This is a genomic window from Devosia sp. FJ2-5-3 (assembly GCF_029201545.1).
Taxonomy (GTDB): domain Bacteria; phylum Pseudomonadota; class Alphaproteobacteria; order Rhizobiales; family Devosiaceae; genus Devosia.
The window spans coordinates 3777877-3798632 of sequence record NZ_CP104007.1; the positions used below are offsets into that span (position 1 = coordinate 3777877).

Annotated in this window: 16 protein-coding genes; 14 read left to right on the forward strand and 2 right to left on the reverse strand. The window is 61.6% G+C overall.

The annotated features are described in order from the left end of the window. Positions 1 to 8 precede the first annotated feature (8 nt). The 10 genes from N0P34_RS18200 (at position 9) to dxs (ending at position 12963) form a co-directional block, all read left to right on the forward strand. Positions 9 to 1613 (forward strand): ABC transporter substrate-binding protein, encoded by a 1605-nt coding sequence (locus N0P34_RS18200; protein ID WP_275604627.1) that lies wholly within the window; start codon positions 9 to 11, stop codon positions 1611 to 1613. 36 nt (positions 1614 to 1649) lie between these two features. Beyond that, positions 1650 to 2639, forward strand: coding sequence for an ABC transporter permease (locus N0P34_RS18205; protein ID WP_275604628.1), 990 nt, complete (start codon positions 1650 to 1652; stop codon positions 2637 to 2639). After that, positions 2636 to 3466: an ABC transporter permease gene (locus tag N0P34_RS18210; RefSeq protein WP_275604629.1), complete on the forward strand. Its 831-nt coding sequence runs from the start codon at positions 2636 to 2638 to the stop codon at positions 3464 to 3466. The genes N0P34_RS18205 and N0P34_RS18210 overlap by 4 nt, the downstream gene beginning before the upstream one ends. Beyond that, positions 3463 to 4248 (forward strand): ABC transporter ATP-binding protein, encoded by a 786-nt coding sequence (locus tag N0P34_RS18215; protein ID WP_275604630.1) that lies wholly within the window; start codon positions 3463 to 3465, stop codon positions 4246 to 4248. The genes N0P34_RS18210 and N0P34_RS18215 overlap by 4 nt, the downstream gene beginning before the upstream one ends. Further along, positions 4245 to 5027: an ATP-binding cassette domain-containing protein gene (locus tag N0P34_RS18220; protein WP_275604631.1), complete on the forward strand. Its 783-nt coding sequence runs from the start codon at positions 4245 to 4247 to the stop codon at positions 5025 to 5027. The genes N0P34_RS18215 and N0P34_RS18220 overlap by 4 nt, the downstream gene beginning before the upstream one ends. Before the next feature lie 196 nt (positions 5028 to 5223). Continuing rightward, positions 5224 to 6327, forward strand: a complete 1104-nt coding sequence (locus N0P34_RS18225) for an aminotransferase class V-fold PLP-dependent enzyme (protein ID WP_275604632.1) — start codon at positions 5224 to 5226, stop codon at positions 6325 to 6327. Beyond that, a complete protein-coding gene (locus N0P34_RS18230) occupies positions 6324 to 7031 on the forward strand; it encodes an HAD family hydrolase (RefSeq protein WP_275604633.1) in 708 nt (235 codons plus the stop codon). Before N0P34_RS18225 ends, N0P34_RS18230 begins: the two co-directional genes overlap by 4 nt. A 218-nt stretch (positions 7032 to 7249) precedes the next feature. After that, positions 7250 to 8947, forward strand: a complete 1698-nt coding sequence (locus N0P34_RS18235; protein ID WP_275604634.1) for a L,D-transpeptidase family protein — start codon at positions 7250 to 7252, stop codon at positions 8945 to 8947. Positions 8948 to 9213: 266 nt separating this feature from the next. After that, positions 9214 to 10893: a DUF882 domain-containing protein gene (locus N0P34_RS18240; RefSeq protein WP_275604635.1), complete on the forward strand. Its 1680-nt coding sequence runs from the start codon at positions 9214 to 9216 to the stop codon at positions 10891 to 10893. Positions 10894 to 11034: 141 nt separating this feature from the next. Further along, positions 11035 to 12963, forward strand: coding sequence for a 1-deoxy-D-xylulose-5-phosphate synthase (dxs, locus tag N0P34_RS18245; protein WP_275604636.1), 1929 nt, complete (start codon positions 11035 to 11037; stop codon positions 12961 to 12963). A 32-nt stretch (positions 12964 to 12995) separates the two neighbouring features. Here the strand turns inward: dxs and N0P34_RS18250 are convergent, their stop codons facing one another. Then, on the reverse strand, positions 12996 to 13457 hold the full coding sequence (locus tag N0P34_RS18250) for an Lrp/AsnC family transcriptional regulator (protein ID WP_275604637.1): 462 nt from the start codon (positions 13455 to 13457) through the stop codon (positions 12996 to 12998). Between the two features lie 150 nt (positions 13458 to 13607). Between N0P34_RS18250 and N0P34_RS18255 the strand changes: the two genes are divergently transcribed. After that, positions 13608 to 14318 carry an aspartate/glutamate racemase family protein gene (locus tag N0P34_RS18255; protein WP_275604638.1) on the forward strand — a complete coding sequence of 237 codons (711 nt, stop codon included), beginning with the start codon at positions 13608 to 13610 and terminating at the stop codon, positions 14316 to 14318. 139 nt (positions 14319 to 14457) lie between these two features. Here N0P34_RS18255 and N0P34_RS18260 read toward each other — a convergent pair whose 3' ends face one another. After that, positions 14458 to 16227 carry a DUF4214 domain-containing protein gene (locus N0P34_RS18260; RefSeq protein WP_275604639.1) on the reverse strand — a complete coding sequence of 590 codons (1770 nt, stop codon included), beginning with the start codon at positions 16225 to 16227 and terminating at the stop codon, positions 14458 to 14460. 245 nt (positions 16228 to 16472) lie between these two features. Here N0P34_RS18260 and N0P34_RS18265 point away from each other — a divergent pair, with 245 nt between their 5' ends. The 3 genes from N0P34_RS18265 to N0P34_RS18275 all read left to right on the forward strand — a co-directional run bounded on the left by N0P34_RS18265 (position 16473) and on the right by N0P34_RS18275 (position 20564). Beyond that, on the forward strand, positions 16473 to 16871 hold the full coding sequence (locus N0P34_RS18265) for a helix-turn-helix transcriptional regulator (RefSeq protein WP_275604640.1): 399 nt from the start codon (positions 16473 to 16475) through the stop codon (positions 16869 to 16871). Positions 16872 to 17409: 538 nt separating this feature from the next. Continuing rightward, complete coding sequence (locus tag N0P34_RS18270; protein ID WP_275604641.1) at positions 17410 to 19269, forward strand: DUF4214 domain-containing protein; 1860 nt, start codon at positions 17410 to 17412, stop codon at positions 19267 to 19269. Positions 19270 to 19637: 368 nt separating this feature from the next. Next, a complete protein-coding gene (locus N0P34_RS18275) occupies positions 19638 to 20564 on the forward strand; it encodes a hypothetical protein (protein ID WP_275604642.1) in 927 nt (308 codons plus the stop codon). The last annotated feature ends 192 nt before the right edge of the window (positions 20565 to 20756 follow it).

Sequence of the window (20756 nt, forward strand, 5' to 3'; positions counted from 1 at the left end):
GTAACAATATGACCCAGATTTCGCGCCGTTCCTTGCTCCAGGGCGTCGGCCTGCTGCTCGCGTCGACCGCGCTGCCCTCTTTCGCCTTTGCGCAGGATCTGCCGACCGGCGGGCGCCTCGTGGTCGCCGCCGATTCCGAGCCGCGCAATCTCAATCCGGCGATCGTCGCCTCCAATGGCGTGTTCTTCGTCGCCAGCAAAGTCATTGAGCCACTGGCCGAAGCCGACGCATCAGCCGAAGATGGGCTCGCGCCGCGCCTCGCCACCGCCTGGGAAGGCTCGAGCGATGGTCTTTCGGCCACGTTCCGCCTGCGCGAAGGCGTCACCTGGCACGATGGCACGCCCTTCACCTCGGCCGACGTCGCCTTCTCGGCGCTCGAAGTCTGGAAGCCGCTGCAGAACCTTGGCCGCATCGTCCTCGCCAATCTCGAGGCCGTCGACACGCCCAATGAGCACACCGCGATCTTCCGCTTCTCCAAGCCCACGCCCTTCCAGCTGATCCGCAATGCCCTGCCGGTGGTGACGAGCGTCCTGCCCAAGCACCTCTATGAGGGCACCGACATCAACGCCAATCCGCACAATGCCGAGCTCGTCGGCACCGGCCCGTTCAAGTTCGCCGAATATAAGCCGGGCGAATATTATCGCCTCGTGCGCAACGAAGCCTATTGGGGCGAGGGCGAGCCGCACCTCGATGAAATCATCTACCGCGTCCTGCCCGACCGTGCTGCCGCCGCCAGCGCCATTGAAGCCGAGGAAATCCAGCTCGCCGCCTTCTCGGCCGTGCCGCTGGCTGACCTCGCCCGCATTTCGCAGGTCCCGGGCATCAAGGTGATCCCCGAAGGGTATGAGGGCCTCACCTACCAGCTCGTGGTGGAAATCAACCACCGCCGCGAAGAGCTGGCCAATGTCGATGTCCGCCGCGCCATCGCCCATGCCATCGACAAGAAATATGTCGTGGAGGCCATCTTCCTCGGCTACGCGACGGCAGCCACCGGCATCGTCCCGCACAACGCGCCGGAATTCTACAATCCCGAAGTCCCGCAATATGATTTCGACGTCGCCAAGGCCAATGAGCTGCTCGACGCGGCTGGCTATCCGCGCGGCGAAAACGGGGTGCGCTTCTCGCTCAAGCTCCTGCCGGCGCCCTATTTCAACGAGACCCGCCAGTTCGGCGATTATCTCCGCCAAGCCCTGGCCGAAATCGGCATCGACGCCCAGCTGGTCAACAATGACAGCGCCGCCCACCAGAAGGCGGTCTATACCGACCACGATTTTGACCTCGCCGTGGCCCCGCCGGTGTTCCGCAACGATCCGGCGATCTCGACCACCATCCTCGTGCGCTCGGGGGCTCCGGCCGGCACCAGCTTCTCCAACCAGGGCGGCTATGAACACGCCGAACTCGATGCCCTGATCGACCAGGCCGCTGAAACGGTGGACACCGAAGAACGGACCCAGCTCTACAATGAGCTGCAGGTGAAGGTTGCCGAAGACCTGCCGCTCATCAACGTGGCCGAATGGGGTTTCATCACCGTGGCCCGCGACACAGTTCTCAATGTGGGTAACAATCCGCGCTGGGCCGTGTCCAACTGGGCCGACGTCGCCATCCAGAACTAACAGCCGCCGCTTCGGCGGCGGGGAGTACGACTACCAGTGAATAGCGCCTTACGGCTGATTGGACGTCGCGCGATCAGCAGCATTCCGGTGCTGCTGATCGTTGTCATTGGCACGTTCTTTCTGCTCGAGCTCGCGCCCGGCGATGCCGTGGATGCCTATCTCGTCTCCATAGGCGGGGGCGATGCCGCCCTCACCGAACAATTGCGCGCCCAATATGGGCTCGATCAATCTCCCCTCAGCCGGCTCTGGTTCTATGTCACCGCGCTCTTGCGCTTTGATCTGGGCTGGTCGGTCGGGTTTAACCGCCCCATCTCCGAGCTGATCCTCGAACGCCTTCCAAACACCTTCTACCTTATGGGCAGCGCCACCGCGCTTTCCTTCGTCCTCGGCACCGCGCTCGGCATTGTCTCGGGCGCCCGCATTGGCTCGTTCCGCGATCGCCTTCTCTCAATTGGCTCGCTGGCGCTCTATGCCATCCCCAGCTTCTGGCTGGGCCTCGTGCTCTCGGTGGTCTTTGCCGTGCAATTGCGCTGGTTCCCCACGTCGGGCATCGAAACCATCGCCTCGGGCAAGGCGGGTTTTGATCGCGTCCTCGACATTGCCCGCCACCTCGTCCTGCCCGTTTCGGCGCTGTCGATGATCTATCTTGCGCTGTTCCTGCGCGTCATGCGCGCCGGCATGGCCGAGATCTGGCGGCAGGATTTTGTCCGCGCCGCCCGGGCCAAGGGCATCACCCGCCCCCGCCTCGTGCTGCGCCATGTCGCCCGCAATGCGCTTTTGCCCGTTGTCACCATGCTGGGGCTGCAGGCCGCCTCCATCCTTGGCGGCAGCGTGGTCATCGAGAGCGTCTTTGCTATTCCCGGCTTCGGCCGCCTGGCCCAGGAGGCCGTTGCCCTGCGCGATGCGCCACTGCTCATGGGCATTATCGTGGTCAGCGCGCTCCTCGTGATCTTCGTCAACATGGTCATCGACCTCATCTACGCCTTCCTCGATCCGCGCGTCGGCGCTTCGGAGCGCAACACATGAGCGCCCTCATCCGGTTTGCCCGCTCGCCGGAAGGCCTCGCGGGGCTGATCATCCTCACGCTCCTCGCCAGTGTTGCGGCGCTGGCGCCGCTGCTCTTTCCCGGCGATCCCCTGCGCATTGCTGGCACGCCCATGATCGCCCCTTTCACCGATCCGTCCCTGCCGCTGGGCACCGACCGGCTGGGCCGCAATGTGCTGGCCGGGCTCGTCCACGGCGCCCGCGCCTCGCTCATTGTCGGCATTGCCGCCGCCATCGTCGCCGTTCTGATCGGCTCGATTGTCGGCACGCTGGCCGGCTTTGCCGGTGGGCTCATTGATGAAGCGCTGATGCGCGTGGTCGATGCCTTCCAGATCGTCCCGGGTTTCCTTCTGGCGCTGGCCTTTGTCAGCGTGCTGCAGCCAAGCCTGCCCATCGTCATCCTGGCCATTGCCCTGGGCGCCTGGACCGGTCCGGCCCGTCTTGCCCGCGCCGAAGTGCTCTCCATCCGCGAGCGCGACTATGTCGCCTCCGCCCGCATCATCGGCATGCATCCGCTCGAAATCGCCCTGCGCGAAGTCCTTCCCAATGCCTTGCCGCCGGTCCTTGCGCTCAGCGCCGTCATCGTTGCCGGTGCGGTCCTCACCGAAGCGGCCCTCTCCTTCCTCGGCCTGGGCGACCCCAATATCGTCACCTGGGGCTCGATGATTGCCGAGGGCCGGGCCGTGCTGCGTTCGGCGCCCTATCTCTCCATCGTGCCCGGCATCGCCCTCATCGCCACCGTCATCGGCACCTATCTCCTGGGCGAAGGAGTTTCGGCCATGCTCTCGCGCCGGGAGCAGCAATCATGAGTGAACTCCTCCGGCTCACGAACTTTTCCCTCACCTATCCTCGCCAGAGCGCGCCGGCCCTTGTCGATATATCGCTCTCGCTGGTGCCGGGCGAAAAGCTCGCCATCATTGGCGAAAGCGGTTCAGGCAAGAGCACTCTGGCGCGCGCCATTGCCGATCTCCTGCCCAGCGGCACGCAAATCACCGGCGAGATCTCCTGGCCAGCACTTGGCCGCCCGGCCCAGCCCGGCGTCGATTACGGCATGGTGTTTCAGGACCCGGGCTCCAATCTCAATCCTGTCCTGCGCATTGGCGAACAGGTTGGCGAAGCCGCCCAGCGCCATCTCGGCCTCAGTTGGCGGCAGGCCGAGGAAGTGGCGCTCGACCTCCTCAAGAAGGTCCAGATCCCGCAGCCCGAAGCCGCCCTGCGCGCTTACCCCCACCAGTTCTCCGGTGGACAGCGCCAGCGCATTGCCATTGCCGCTGCCATCGCCGCCAATCCGCGCCTGCTCATCGCCGACGAGGCGACCTCCGCGCTCGATACGCTGGTTCAGGCCGAGATCGTCCGGCTGATCCAGTCCCTCGTCACCAGCGAGAAGATGACGCTGCTCTTCATCACCCACGACATTGCGCTGGCCAGCCAATTGGCCGACCGCATCGCCGTCATGCACCAGGGCAAGCTGGTCGAGATTGGCCCGGCGCAAAGCCTCATCACCGCCCCCGCCAGCGCCTATACCAGGCACCTGCTCGATACCTATATCGATCTGGACGCTGCGCCCCGTATCATCGCGGGGGCGTCATGACCCCAATTCTCGATGTAAAAGGTCTCACCAAGATTTATCGCAGCAATGGTCGCGTGGTGCAGGCGCTCGATGACGTCTCCTTCTCTCTGGCCGAAGGCGAGACGCTGGCCATTGTCGGGCCCTCGGGCAGCGGCAAATCCACCCTGTCGCGGGCCATTACCCGTCTCGTCGGCGTGGATAGCGGTGCAGTCCAATTTGCCGGCCAGGACTGGCTGGCCCTGACATCGGCTGATCTGCGCCGCCAGCGTCGGCAGATGCAGATGGTTTTCCAGGACCCGCTCGAAGCCCTCAATCCCCGCGCCAGCGTGTTCTCGGCCATTTCCGACCCGATCCGCATCCACCGCCTCGCGCCGCGTTCGGCCTGGCGCGCGGAGGTCTCGGCCCTGCTCGACCGCGTGCAATTGCCGACGAGCCTCTTAGATCGGGCCGTCCATGAAGTTTCAGGCGGCCAGCGCCAGCGCGTCGCCCTTGCGCGCGCACTTGCCTGCCGACCGCGCCTCATTGTGCTTGATGAAGCCGTCTCGGCGCTCGACGTGTCCCTGCGCGCGCGCATCATCGATCTCCTCATCGACCTCCAGCGGCAAGAAAAGCTCAGCTATCTCTTCGTGTCCCATGATCTGGGCGTGGTCAAAGCCATGGCCCATCGCACTGCGGTCATGGAAACCGGCCGCATCGTCGAGATCGGCCCCACACTTTCTGTCATCGACACTCCGCAATCGGACATGGCCAACGCGCTGATCGCCGCCGTGCCCCGCCTCCATCGCGGGCCATCGCAATGAGCAAAACCCTTTGGCTCGAGCGAGTGGCCTTACCCCCTCCCAACCTCCCCCTGAGAGGGGGAGGAGTTCATCGGTGGAACACCCAAACCCGACCAAACTCGATGGGTCCCTCCCCCTATCAGGGGGAGGCTAGGAGGGGGTACCCGCAAAACCAAATGCCAGACCAAAATCAAAAACCCAACGCCGAGAGGGCATCATGAATTCCATCCCCTCCAATGTTCTGCTCGATCTGCCGCCCTTCCCGCCCAGCCGCGTTGCGGGCCTGGCAGACCGGACCGCCGCCCTTCTCAACACGAAAAACGATGTTGTGATCGTTCAGGGCGAGGCCATCCTCGCGCTTGAAGCGGCAGCAACAAGCCTTGGTCGCCCGGGCCTTAGGGCACTCAACATCGTCACCAGCCCCTATGGGGGCTTTTTCGGCACCTGGCTGGAACGGGTCGGCAGCAGCGTCACCAACCTCAGCGCCGAAAACGGCCTTCCGATCACGCTCGGAGCGGTCGAAGCCGCCTTCGCATCGGGATCGTTTGATCTCGTCGCGCTCGTTCATGCCGAGTCGGCGACAGGCATCCTCAATCCGCTCGAAGACATCGCGGCACTGGCCAAGAAGCACGGCGCGCTCGTTGTCGTCGATGCCGTCGCCTCCATTGGCGGCCACCCTGTCGAGGTGGATCGGCTGGGCATCGACATTGCCGTCATCGGCCCGCAAAAGGCGCTGGCCGGCTCGGCGGGGCTCTCCATGCTCTCGGTCAGTGCTGCCGCCTGGGCGCAGATCGAAAAGCCGGGTGCCACCGAGATTTCCTCGCTCTCCCTGCTCGATCTCAAGCGCAACTGGCTCGACAAGGGCCGCCAGGGCCTGCCCGGCATGCCCTCGAGCCTAGAGCTGCACGCCCTTGACGCCGCGCTCACGCGCATTGAGGCCGAAGGGATCGAGGCCGTCATTGCCCGCCACGTCACCGCCGCCAACGCCACGCGCGAGGCGCTCATCGCCTTGGGCCTCGTCGCCTTCACCCCGGCCGACACAGCGTCCAATCTCGCCACCGCAGTCGTGCTTCCCCCCGCCATCCGGGCCGCTGACGCCCTTGCCGCCCTCGCGCCGCTCAATACCCAGATTTCGGCCAGCGTCGGGGCGGTATCTGACAGGGTCCTGCGCATCCAGCACACCGGCCGGACCGCGCGCTTCGAAGCCGTTGCCGCCAATATTACGGCACTGGCTGGGGTTCTGAACCAGCTTGGACATGAGGCAGATGCCGGAGCGGCGCTGGCCCGCATCTTCAGTGCCTATAACAGGACGGCTGCATGATCCGCGCCGTTCTTTTCGACCTCGACGACACCATCATCTTTTCCTACGCCAACCCCGCTCCTGCCTGGCGCGCCGTGGCCGAGGAGTTCTCGGCCCATCTTGGCGATGCCCCCATTGACGCGGTCGCCAAGGCGCTGGCCGACAGCACGGCAACCTTTCTCAGCGATGACGAGAACCGTCGCCGCTGGCGCCTGGAAGCGGTCGCGACCCGCCGCGCCGTGGTGCGCGATGCGCTGGTCAATGCCGGCTTTCCCCATCTGGGCGCGCTCGCGCCCCAGATCGGGGACCGCTACGCGGCCTATCGCGAAGAGAACATGTATCTCTATCCCGATGCGCTCGAGGTCATCGACAGTTTCCGCGACCGAGGGGTGAAGCTCGGGCTCGTCACCAATGGGGCGACCGAGGTGCAGAACTGGAAGATCGACTCCTTTGGCCTGCGCGATCGCTTCGACCATTTCCAGGTCGAGGAGGAAGCCGGTTACGGCAAGCCGGACGGTCGCGCCTATGTCGAGACCCTGGCCGCCCTCGACGTGTCCCCCGAGGACGCGATCATGGTCGGCGACGATCTCGTCTGGGACGTGTTGGCCCCAAAAAGACTCGGCATGAAAGGGGTATGGTGCAACCGGTTCGAGCTCGCCCTTCCCGCCTCTGCCGAGGCCATTCCCGACCGCGTCATCACCCGACTATCCGAACTGCTCGCTTGAGCAGCATTTTGCTCGTTTGGCCCCGCCAAATGCTAACAGTCTGCTAACCAATTCCCCCCAAATGTCACGGCGTGAAGCGTTGTCGCAATGTCACAATCGGGGTTCACGAATATGCGAGTGATTGCTCCCGTTAACATTTCATGAGTAATGAATTTTGCGAAGTATTGCCGCGAATCTCGTCCGGATTCGCGTTGCGTCTCGCCTAGTCAGGAGCGGAAATGAACAAGGTTGCGATCAGTCTGGTGGCTCTCTTTGCCTTGGCGGGCCTCGGAGCGACGCAGGCGCAAGATATTGCCAGCCTTGAGATTTCTCCCGTCGTCATCGCTCCGGCGAAGACGCCACTGGCCCAGACGATCAAGGCCGGGCTGTCCTCGGCCTATTACGGCGCCCAGCGCGACAGTGTCGCCTACAACGAAGGCCAGAGCCTTTATTTCCTCTATGGCGAACGCTATTTCGAGCCGATCTGGCTCGGACAGGGCGCCGATGGGTCGATCACCTTCTCCCCAGCCGCCCAGAAGATCATTTCGCTCTTCGAAAACGCCGCCAGCGAAGGCCTCCGCCCGCAAGACTATCTCACTGCAGATATTGATCTTTCTCGCGCCAATAGCGGCAATCCGACGGCGCTCGCCGGCCTTGAGACCGCTTTCTCCGCAGCCGTGCTGCGCTATGCCGACCATTTGCACAATGGCCGCATCAAGCCGCAATCGGTAAGCGCCAATCTCGATATCAGGCACAAGCCGATCGATGGCGCCAAGCTGTTGGAAAATCTGGCTAAGAGCGCCGACCCTGCGCCCATCCTCGCCTCACTCGGCCCCAAACATCCCGAATTCCTGGCCCTCAGGACGGCCCTCGCCAATTTCGACCAGAACACATCTCAGCGCCCTATTCCGATCGGGGAAGGCCCGGTCCTCAAGATTGGCGGCAATGATGCCCGGGTTCCGGCCATTCGCGCCCGGCTTGAGCTGCCCGCCGCCCCGGACAATGTCTACGACAACACGCTCGGGGATGCCGTCAAAGCTTTCCAGGATAGTCTTGGCCTTGAGGTGGACGGGGTGATCGGGCCGGCAACCATCGCCGCGCTGAACGGCGGCAATGCCACGCGCCGCGAGGACATTCTGGCCAATATGGAACGCTGGCGCTGGATGCCGTCGGACCTCGGAAAGTTCAATGTCTTCGTCAACATCCCCGAATTCCGCTTGTCAATTCAACGGGATGGCCGCGAGGAATACACGACGCGCGTCGTTGTCGGCACCACCAAGAACCAGACGCCGATATTCTCGGACAACATTCGCCATGTGGTGGTGAACCCCTATTGGAACGTGCCCTCCTCCATCATCAAGGGGGAGATCGCGCCGGCCGTGATGCGCAATCCGGCCTATACCGACAACCAGAATATGGACCTGCTCTACAACGGCACCCCGGTCAGTCCCTGGCAGGTCGATTGGAGCCAGGTTTCGACCACCAACTTCCCGTTCCGCGTGCGCCAGCGCCCGGGGCCGGGCAATGCCCTGGGCCAGATCAAGTTCCTCTTCCCCAACAAGCACGACGTCTATCTGCACGACACGCCGTCCAAGGGCTTGTTTTCACGCTCTTTCCGCGCCTTCAGCCATGGCTGTGTCCGGGTCCAGGATCCACTGGCCTTCGCCGATGCGCTGATGGCAAACGAGCCCAATATCAGCCGCACCTCGCTCGAGGGCATGTTCGGTCCGTCCGAGCGCTGGGTGAACCCGCAGACGCAGATTCCCGTGCATCTGGCCTATTTCACCCTGCGGGTGGACGCCGATGGCACGATCAAATCCTATGGCGACGTCTATGGTCACAATGAAAAGCTCATTGCCGCCATGGGCCTGACCGCCAGTTCGGCCCCGGCCATCATCGCCCAGTCCGAAGCCATCCCAGACGAGCTTGCGCCCTGAGGGCGAAGGCGCAGCTTAATTTCCTCTTTACTTTTCGGCCATTCTTGTGCCCCCATTGGGTCGCTATAACGAAGGCGTGAGGGGCCGCTTCTACCGGTTCACACCTCGTTAGCGTTAAGAAAATCGTGCGATTTTCGCGCTAACGTCCAATCAGACTGGCATTGAACCGGGCAGAGTTTGGCGTGACGGGGAATAGCTTTTTGCAGCGTAGGAATTTGCTTCAGCGGGCAGCGATCGCCTTGGCGGGTCTTGGTCTGGCCTTGGGCTTGACCGTTTCGCCGGCGCTCGCCGCCACGGAACGCGCGCTTTACATCCACTACACCCATACCAAGGAAACCGCGCGCATCGTTTTCAAGCGCAACGGGCAATATGTTCAGTCCGGGCTTCGCGAGCTTAACCAGTTCCTTCGCGACTGGCGCCGCAATGAGCCGGCCAATATGGACCCGCGCCTGTTTGACCTTGTCTGGGAAGTCTACCAGGAAGTGGGTGGCTCCCAGCCGATCAACGTGGTTTCGGCCTATCGCTCTCCCAAGACAAACGAAATGCTGCGCCAGACCTCGTCCGGCGTCGCCGAGAACAGCCAGCACACCAAGGGCCACGCCATGGATTTCTTCATCCCTGGCATTTCGCTGACAAAATTGCGTGCCGTGGCGATGCGCAAGCAGGTCGGTGGCGTCGGCTATTATCCGAATTCGGGCAGCCCGTTCGTGCATCTGGACACAGGCTCAGTGCGCGCCTGGCCGCGCATGACCCGCGCCCAGCTCAAGGAAATCTTTCCGGACGGCAAGACCCTGCATCTGCCGACCGACGGCAAGCCCCTGTCCCAGCAAGGCTATCAATTGGCCATGGCCGAATGGCAGCGCTGCCAGTCGGTACCCTGCAGCGATTCCAGCGGTGGCACGCGTGTTGCATCCAATGGCGGAAGCGGTGGTGGCGGCGGCGGCACGTTGATGGACATGTTGTTCGGCGGCAAGCAGCAGCAGGCCCCCGCGGCAGCACCTGCACCTGCCCCCGTCCAGGTTGCGGCGATCGCGCCGGCACCGGTGGCGCCGGTGCAGGCCGGGCTCACATCTCCGGCTTCAGCGCCCTTGCCTGCTCCGCGCCCATCGAGCCTTTTTGCGGCTGCGACAGCTGCTCCGGTGACCACACCCGCCGCTGCGCCCGTTGAAGTCGCCTCGACTTCCCCGAACTATCTGCCATTCTCCACTGTCGGCAGCGCGCCACTGGCCCCCGAGGAGCTGACTGCGGCCGCGGTTGCACCCATTCCACTGATGAAATCGGAGACCTTGCGCGTCGCCACGGCCTCGACGCTTCCCGCCGGCGATGCGGTCAGCGCACTGGCCGCACTGACCGAGCCACCGGTCCCTCGTCCGCGTGTCCTGATGACGGATCAACCATCCAGCGAGACGCTGACAGCCTATCTGCCCACCGCTCCGGCGACGCCCTCGGCACAACAATCGCTGCAGGACATTATTGCGCGGACGGTGATGCCCGGCCCGGTCGTGAACGCCGCCCTTGCGCCGCCGCAGCCATCGCGTCTGCCGATGCTGGCCGGAGAAGATCGGCCTGACAGGATCGAAACCGCATCGATTGGACCGGCAGCGCGCGGAGATTTGTCGAGCCTCTTCGACGAGACTTTTGCGGCCGCGACGGAAGCTCAGACCGATACCCTGGCCCTGGCACTTCAAGGCCATGTTGCGCCGCGCGCAGCGGATGCCGGGATGCGCAGCCCCGATCTGGTCGCGCCGGATTTGGAGCATGTTGCCGATATCTTCATGACCCCGGCCAGCCTGCACTCGGAACAGTTCGCCGTCATTTTCGACCATGACGAGGCCGATTTCGACCCGACGCCGGAAATGGGACGGTTCGTGACAGTCATGGGCGTGGGCCATGTGGCGCAGACGCTAAGCCCGAATAGTTTTTCTACCGGCATCGCGCAAAACTAGTTCCGCATAGACGACGTATAAGGATCAGGATTGTTCGCTACGGGGTTTTCCCGGAGCGAACGTCACTTTTTTGGCGACTTATTGCCAAGCCCGGGACTGGAGCCTAAGAGTTTGGGCTAGACCTCAACCAAGGAGCCTCGCTTGGCCGAGAAGCCGAATACCCCCCTGCTCGATACCATCAAAAATCCGGCTGATCTGCGGGCCTTGCCTCGGGAACAGCTCCGCCAGCTTGCCGATGAGGTTCGCACGGAGATGGTGGACGCAGTGTCCGTCACAGGCGGGCATCTGGGCGCAGGGTTGGGGGTGGTTGAACTGACTGTTGCGCTTCATGCGGTCTTCGATACGCCACATGACAGGATCATCTGGGATGTCGGGCACCAGGCCTATCCCCACAAGATCCTGACCGGTCGACGCGATCGTATGCGCACGCTGCGACAGAAGGACGGGCTTTCCGGTTTTACCCGTCGCGCCGAGAGTGAGTACGACCCGTTTGGCGCCGGCCATTCGTCGACATCCATATCCGCCGGCCTCGGCATGGCGGTGGCCAGCCAGCACCTCGAAACACCGCGCAATGTCGTAGCCGTCATCGGCGACGGGGCCATGTCGGCAGGCATGGCTTATGAGGCGATGAACAATGCGGGCGCCATGGATGCGCGTCTCGTCGTCATCCTCAACGACAATGACATGTCGATTGCCCCGCCGACCGGGGCCCTGCGCGCCTATCTGGCGCGGCTCGTGTCCAGCCCCGCCTATCGCGGTACGCGCGAGGCGGCGAAGTCCGTCGTGCACAAGCTGCCGCAATTCCTGCATGAGCCGGCCCGCAAGACCGAGGAATTCGCCCGCGCCTTCCTCGCCGGTGGCACGCTGTTCGAGGAGTTGGGCTTTTACTACGTCGGGCCGATCGATGGGCATAATCTCGACCATCTTCTGCCCGTGCTCGACAATGTCCGCGAGATGGACAGCGGCCCGGTGCTGATCCATGTCGTGACCAAAAAGGGCAAGGGCTATGGCCCGGCGGAGAGCTCCGCGGACAAATATCATGGCGTTTCAAAATTCAACGTCGTCACCGGCGCCCAGGCCAAGGCACCTTCCAACGCACCATCCTACACATCTGTCTTTGCCCAGTCGCTGGTGCAGGAAGCCGAGAACGACCCACGCGTCGTGGCCGTAACCGCTGCAATGCCCTCGGGTACCGGCCTCGACAAATTCGCCGAAATTTTCCCGGACCGCATTTTCGACGTGGGCATTGCCGAACAGCACGCCGTGACCTTTGCGGCTGGCCTCGCCAGCGAGGGCATGCGCCCGTTCTGCGCCATCTACTCAACCTTCCTGCAGCGCGCCTATGACCAGGTCATCCACGACGTGGCCATCCAGGGCCTGCCGGTGCGTTTTGCCATAGACCGGGCTGGTTTCGTCGGGGCCGACGGCCCAACCCATGCGGGCAATTACGACAATGCCTATCTCGGCGCTATTCCGGGCATGGTGTTGATGGCGGCCGCCGACGAGGCAGAGTTGCGGCACATGGTTGCAACCGCGACCGCCTATGATCGCGGACCGATTGCCTTCCGCTATCCACGCGGAGACGGCATGGGGGTCGACATGCCGGCGCGTGGGCAGCTCCTGCCGATCGGCAAGGGCCGCGTGCTCCGCCAGGGCAGCACGATCGCGCTGCTGTCCTATGGCACGCGACTCGGCGAGGTCCTCGCCGCTGCCGACAAGCTGGCGGCCCTTGGGTTGAACCCCACCATCGCCGATGCGCGCTTCATGAAGCCGCTGGATGAAGAACTCATTGCCAGACTGGCCCAAAGCCATGATCTGCTGGTGACGACGGAGGAAGGCGGGATCGGCGGTTTTGGCAGCCATGTGGCGAGTTTCCTTGCGACCAACGGGCTGCTGGATGGCAAGCTGCGGTTCCGTCCGCTCATGATCCCAGACCGCTTCGACGAGCATTCAAGCCAGAACGACATGTACAAGGCGGCCGGCCTCGATGCTCATGGCATCGTCTCAACGGTGCTTGGCGCGCTTGGCTATGATGAGGCGGCCCAGAAGGCTGCTTTGGCGGGGGCCTGAGCCGGTTGGGAGGAGGCCCTGCCTCCTTCCCATCATGCATAATGGGTTGGCACGCCTCGGGAGAGTTTTACGGTCTCCATGGAGATATAGGCGGACATGTCAAAAAGCTCGATCCGCCCGACAAGCTGCTTATAGACCACGTCATAATGCTCCACATTGGGGAGCACCATTTTCAGGATATAGTCGAAATTCCCGGTAAGCCGGTGCACTTCGACGATCTCGGGAATGGTGGCGACGGCGGCGTGGAATTTTTCGAGCCAGTCCGCGGCGTGGCTTCCCGTACGTATAATTACGAACACCGTTGTCGGCAGGCCCATGCGCCGCCGGTCGAGTTCGGCCGTGGTGCGGGCAATGAAACCCTCCTCCCGGAGCCTGGCGATGCGGCGCGAGCAGGCTGAGGCCGACAGGGCGACGGCGTCGGCGATCTCGGTCATGGGCGTATCGGCATCCGCCTGAAGCAGGCCCAAAATCTTCCTGTCACGCTCATCGAGCACGCCTCTACTCCCATTGGTGCAATTTCCCAGCGCCTATAGCCTAACGCACGCCGTAAAATTGCACCAGTGGCGCGCCGGGCAAGAATATCTGCAAACCCGATGCCCGGCGCCCGGCCCATACTAAGCGTGGTCTGAAGCACGGGGATAAAAATGAAAACCATCGGTCTGATCGGCGGCATGAGCTGGGAATCCACCGCGGTCTATTATCGGCGCATCAATGAGAGCGTTCGCGCCCTGCGCGGCGGATTGCACTCGGCCGAAATTGCCCTGCGTTCTCTGGACTTTAACCGGGTAGTCGAGTTGCAAAAGGCCGGGCGCTGGGAGGATGCGGGCACTCTCCTCGGCGAGGCCGGCGCGGGCCTGGCTCGGGGCGGCGCGGCCTGTGTGCTGATTTGCACCAATACCATGCATCTGGTTTCTGAGCCGGTGGCGCGGCTGAGTGGGGTGCCTTTGATTGATATTATCGACGAGACGGCGGCGGCGCTGAAGGCGGATGGGCGGCGCAATCCGCTGCTGCTGGCGACGCGATATACGATGGAACATGGCTTCTATGCCGAGCGCATGGCGCGTCATGGCATCAGTGTCACCGTGCCGGAATGCGACGCGCGGGGAATTGTGCACGACATCATTTTTGATGAGCTTTGCCAAGGACTTGTAGAGGATGGCTCGCGCCGGCGCTATCTCGACATTATCGAGCAATCGCGCGCCCGGGGCGTCGATTCCGTCATCCTCGGCTGCACGGAAATCTCCCTGCTCGTCGACCCCAATTCCCTCCCCCTTCCCGGCTATGATTCCACCGCCATCCATGCCGACGCGGCGGTGCGGTTTGCGCTGGCGGAGGAGCTGGAACGGGCGGCGTAATGCCCGCAAAAGGGGCTTACCGGTTAGCAGAACGTTAGCATTGGCGACGCGCCAATGCGAAAAAGGCGGGACCACGCCGACAAAGAAAAACCCCCGGCCGAAGCCGGGGGTTCTCCTTCATAGAAACTAATCTTCAGAACTAGATGATGAAGTTGGTAGCCGTCAGGTCTGCCAAGTTTGTCAGGCCAGTGACCTTGATCAGGCCGTCGCCGTTGTCAAAGCCTTGAGCGCCGCCGGTGGCATTCGTGAAGATATAGGCGTCAGAGCCATAAACGAACACGCTCTGCTGGCCAATAGTGGTGAAGCCCGCAGCTGCAGTAACTGCAGCGAAGAGCGAACCAGAGCCTGCAATTGAACCGAGTTCAAAGTTATCGAGAACGTCGCGAGCACCGCCTGCCGAAACATCAATCACGTCTTCTGCCTTGTTAAAGTCAGCGATAGTGATCAAGCTCTTAGCGAAGTTTGCCTCGGCGGCATCAGCGATGTTGTTCTGAACAGCAGCGCTGAACAGGAACTTGTCGGCCGCAGCACCGCCAGTAAGAGTCAGGGTGAACGCAGACGCGCCGCCAGCGACTGTGATCAGGTCGGAACCAGCACCGGTGCTGATTGCCAGGTTAGCGGTAAGGCCTGCTGTGTCGGTAGTGACCAAGTCGGAGGCAGCCGAACCCGTGTAGGTGGTCAACTTTGCAGCTGAGGCCAGGTTGATAGTGAGGGTGCCAGTAGCCGTGTTGGTCACGGTGGTGGTTTCACCAGCAGCAACAGTCAGATTCGCAGCAGCGGAGCCAGATATATTGATGGTCTGAGCGCCATAGAGCGAAGCCACGGTGTTAAGTGTCGTGCCGGTGCTTGACACGTTCAGCACTTCAATGCCGTTGAGCGCAACGGTGTCATTGGAGTTGGCGCCTTCGAGAACCAGAGTTGCAGCGTCAGCAGTGCCGCTCGCGCCAGCGAAGGTGACGTTGGTGGCGCCAGTGATCGTGCCCTTAAGGCCAACAGTGGTGCCGAGAGCGACAGCGGTCAGAGTTACAGTCCCAGTGCCAACGCCATCAACCGACGAGTCGTTCCAAACTTCAGTGACCGAGGTGGACTTGGAAAGGTCAAGAGTGATGTCACCAGCGTTGGCGGCACCACCGGCCGTCAAGAACAGCTTTTCAACACTGGTCAACTCGATCGGAGTAGCCGGAGCATAGGTCGCAGAAGCAGCGGTGCCGTCCGTCTTGATAACGACCGTATCAACACCAAAACCGCCATTAGCTTTCGCGGTGGCAGTGCTGTTAGCGACAAGAGTAGTATAGGTGATTGTGTCGTTCTTGTCCGACGATGCAGTCGTCGACCCAGCAGCACCAACAGAAACTTCAGTACCGATCGCGACGGCAACAGCGTTGCCCTTGTTCGCATTGACCGCGATATCGGCAATGGCCTTGTCGGTCGCAGCAGCGTTCGGGATTGACGATGCACTGCTGTTGACGGAAGCAAGGAAGGTGATGCCAGCCTGAGCAGCTGCTGTACCGCTGTAGTTGCCAACTTCGGCTGGGGTATCAAGGGCGGCAGTGAAGTTGTTCGCTGCAGTGATCTTGTTGTCGGCGGTGGTCTTGTCAGAGCCCTGGGCGCCATCAAGGATCGCGATTGCGATGTTGTTGATGTTCAGCGTGCCTTTGTTGAGCGCATCCACAAAGAAGTTAAGGCCGGTAGGCTCAGCATCACGATTGAACAAGGACCGATAGATCGAGTTGACGATCTGCGTGTTGTTCATGCCGGCGAAGCGATCGGTGTATTCCTTCTGGCCAGCCAGGTTGTTGATGGCCGACAGGTTGGCACCGTTGTTGGTGACGCCATTGAAATAGGCAAGGCCAGTCGGATCTGCCGGACGGCCAAACAGGGCGACGTATACGCCTTGAATCGTTGCCATGGAAATTTTCCTCTCGATAATTGACCCGGGCCGATCGGCCGGTCTGCAAAACGTCTAGACTCGTGCATTTCTTCCGTCAAGGCGAATCTACAGTTTACTGTTCTTGCAATAGCCACATTCGCGATTTTTTCCGAGTCTTCGGGGATTCCCGCCGAGTCGCCTCTATCGCAAGTTACTTTACAGGACAGTAAAGCGATGTCTATATACGCGCCACAACGAGGCTCGTTACAGCCAGGAGTCCAGCCATGTACAGGAATCACTTTATAGCCCCAAGTGCTGACAGTGTTCAGCAGTCGCGAAGCGAAGCAGGTCGGTGGCTGAAGAGCCTGCGCGAGGGCGCGGGGATGAGCCAGAAGCAGCTCGCCCAGGCCGTGGGCTTTGAGTATTATACCTTCATCTCTCAACTGGAGAGCGGGCGCGGACGACTGCCGCAGGGACAGTACATGGCCTTTTCACAGGCCCTCAATGTTCCGCTGCGCGAATTCGTGAAGACAATGACGCGCTATTACGACCCGATTACTTACTACGCACTGTTCGAGAGCGAAGAACTGCCCGCATCCACCAGCGGAGAGACTGCCGGCCGGGACGATCTGGCCGCACGCCTCGAGCGGCTCGAAGCACTGGTCGCCAACAAGAACAATTAAAAGGCCAATTTTCCAAAGCTCAAATCTTGAAACACACCATCTCGGCCGACCGATGATGGATTTGTTCGAGATTTGGGCCGGATTGATCTTGCTGATGGCGTTGGCCCGATTTGGCGCTCGGACGTATATAGCAGAGGTGATCTCTGGAGTTGGAAGGCCGAGGCGCTGGCCTGCTTGAGGCTCGGCCACGGCTATCCGCCGGCATTGCCGAGATGCTCGCCCTCAGTCCCGCCCTTTCAATTTCGGCCGGCAGAGCGCCGTGGCCTGGCCCCTCGAAAAATATATTACGAGGCTGGCGCGCAGCCCCTTCCAGCCCACCAAACGCCACCGGCGGGTGGCTTAAGCTAAAGTAATTACTGCACTTCTCGAATCAATCCGATGGATTAATTCGCCCTAGGCTGAAGGGTTTAGGGCGCGCCGCGGCGCCTAGCCTTAACTATCCGAAAAGGTTAACAATTGATTTACGCGAGCTCGTGAGGTTTATTGTCCTCAGAGGGGGCGGCAAGATGCGCGTAAGACCCCAGTTGTGGGGACGACAATGTCAGCAGCAATTCAAGGAATCTACATCGCACTCTTCGGCCGCCCGGCCGATCCAGGCGGCCTGGCTTACTGGACAGAAGTGACGAAGGGCGGCGCCGATCTTTCCGCCATGCTCAGTGTTCTGCCGAATTTGACGGAATATACGGCGCGTTTTGAGGGACAGACTCCGGACCAGGTGATTACGACTGTCTACCAGAATCTGTTCGGTCGCGCCCCCGACGCAGAAGGCCTGGCCTTCTTCAAGGGGCAGCTGGCATCCGGCGCGCAGACCCTTGCAACGATCGCCGTCAATATCATGCAGGGCGCGCAGGGCGACGACAAGGCAGACGTGACCGCCAAGGTCAGCGCTGCCGAGCTGTTCACGGCATCGCTGGATACGCCGGAAGAAATCGCGGCCTATCAGGGCGCTGACGCGGCCGCCCTGGCCAAGAAATTCCTCGACACTGTCGATAAGGACAAGCCGGCAACGCCCGAGAGCGTGGAAAAAGCTGCGGGCGCTGTGGTGGCGGGGCAGGATCCGACGGGCGGTCAGGCGCCTAACCCGGGTGGTGGCACTGGGGGTACGCCGGATCCGGTCCCGCATTATGACACGGACTATGTTGACATGTTGGGAGCAAACATCGGCGGCAAACTTTTCGCCGGTAAAGGCAATTCCGCCGCTGGCTTCGCTGTAGCCGTAAATGACAAGGCCGGGATCGAGCTCGGGCTCGACGTGCGCTATCGCAACGACCCTACCGACATCGCGCCGGGCACACCGGACAATCTTGCTCGAGCCAATGACCTGCGGTTTGCCTATTCCGTGGCACAGGAAGGCGGGATCGACCTGCAGAAGTACACCTACAAGCTCGAAATCGACATCGATGCCTCAGCTGCTCAAGAGTGGGTGACATTTGAGCTTCGGGCTGATCAGACACCTGGGATGGGCAACAACAACTCGAATTCACAGTTTGACTGGGTTCAGGTCGATTCGAATGGCAACGCAGTTGGTGGCGGCAAGTCCATCGCCGACGACGGCGGCAACGCCGCAGTTTCGCAAAATATTCAGGCTCTGCATTGGTATACCGGTAAGGAACTGATCCAAGATGGCGGTCTGTACGACATCAAGCTGACGGCAACAAACAAGCTCGGACAGATCGAAGCTCAGAATGTCATTCAGCTCAATCCAGTTCTGCCGGAGAACTACTCCACGGTTACTCGGGGGGCTGTCGCAGACCTTAACGGGAATTTGTTTGTTGGATCGGGTAACACTGCTAGCGGCTTCAACGTGGTCACCCTTGCAAACGGCATCGAACTCGGTCTCGGCGGCCGGTACGCCTACGGCGACACTCGGAACGTCGAATTGACTCCAGATGGCCCCGTAATCAACATCGGCTCTTTGGACAGCGCGCGGCTTGCGTATTCGGTGGCTGGCGTTACTGCCGACACGCTCAATGACTTCGTTATTCGCCTGAAGATTGATACTAACGCCGGCGATGGATCGGACTTCATCATATTGCAGCTGGCAGCTAACGGACGAGAGAACGGAGGTAACAGCTTCGGCGTTGTAAACTCGGGCGGGAATTCTCACTTCGTTTGGAAAGCCGCCACGGACATCAGCTTTAGCAGTAATCAGCTACCAGGCCCAATTAACATCCCAAAAGGACAGAATGCCATCACAGACGACGGCGGCAACGAGAGCGTGACTCAGAATATCTTGGCACCCGGTTGGTTTGACGAGCTGCCTAACACCTCCGCATGGCAACCCGGTAAGTACGATGTCATTCTGGAAGTTGTGTCCAAGGACCATTATGGGAACGAGGTTGCAGTCGTTGGCCAGAACCATGTGGTGTATAACGTCGCTAACATCATCCCCGAATAACACCCACACACCGCCACCCACATACCCCAGCACCTCCGGAGCCATCCGGGGGTGTTTTTCTATCTCGACTGCGCAGGCCTTGCTCGGGGCGCCTGCCGTGGACATGGCAGCAGTGCGGCTCGGCGTGTCCGAGGCAGTCCGTGGCAGCAAGCCGGCGCCAGTGCTCCTTCACGGGGGACGACCGGCCGACCCGACCACATCAGCCGCGCAAGCTTTGGCTGTTCCGGCTCTCGCGGCTGCCTCACCGTGCACATCTTAAGGGTTTGAACGCAAACGGGAATCCCACCCTAAACCCCGCATGGGCCACAAAAAACTTGTAGGGAAAACGTAAAAAATGCTTGGATCGCGTATCTCTTGGGGGAGAGAACATGAGCCAATCTGCCGACGACCTGCCGCGACTGCTCTCGGATATTGCGGCCGAATTGCCGCCTTATGCGACGACGGAGGATATTCTCAGCCATCCGCGCTTTGCCCTTGCCCGCAATCACTACATGCGGGTGATGATCGACTCCTATAAGGCCGACACCGCCCTGCGGCACCTGATGCATGAAATGGGCCGCAATGTGCTGTTCAACATCATCCTGGGCCAGGATGCCCTGAAAAACCCGGACGACCCCTCGACCTGGCCCAGCGTCGGGAGCCTCCGCGACGTCTTCATGCCCTTCGGGCTTTCGAGCCCGCGCAGCTTTGACGACACGCTGGCGCGCATGCAGATCATCGGGCTGATCGAGATCATCCCCGCGCCGGACGATCGCAGGCGGCGGCTCGTCGTGCCCACGGAAAAGATGATCCGGGAAGACCTCATCTGGCTGGCCGACCACATGTCGCCGCTGGCGGTGCTTTTTCCGGAGCGCGACGACTATTTGCCGGCCCTCAGCCATGACAGGGAACACCAGTGCGCCCAGCGGATCATTTCCACGCAGAACTACGGCGAGGCCTATGAAATCCTCACCCCCACCGATCCGATCCTGGCCCTGCTGCTGCGTCAGGATGCCATGAAAATCCTGTTTTCCTACATGCTGGCGGCCCAGGACACCGGGGGCAGCCGCGCCTCATTGCCCTATCAGGACGTCGCCAACAGGACATCCACATCGCGAACGCATGTGCGCAATTTGCTCTATGACCTCGAAAAGATGGACATGGTGAAACTGCATCAACGCGGGGGGCGGGATGTCGAGATCACCCCGGCGCTCTGGTCGATCATCGATTATTTTCTGGCCAAGTCCATGTCCGGCCATGATCTCGTCTGGCAGGTCGCCAGACAGATCGTCGCCGCCGACGCCATGGCCGCCTGATATACGCAGTTGTTTCCAACACAAGCCCGCCGGGGCCTGCTTTAAAAGCCGGGACTGACCTCTATCGTTCGGTGGGGCCGGTCCCTGACTGACAGAACTTGCGCCCGGCTGGTGGCTCCTGGCCTCACCGGGCGTTTTTTTTGCGCTTCGCGCGGCGCGGGTCATTGCCCGCAAAAAGTTCCGGTTCGGCCG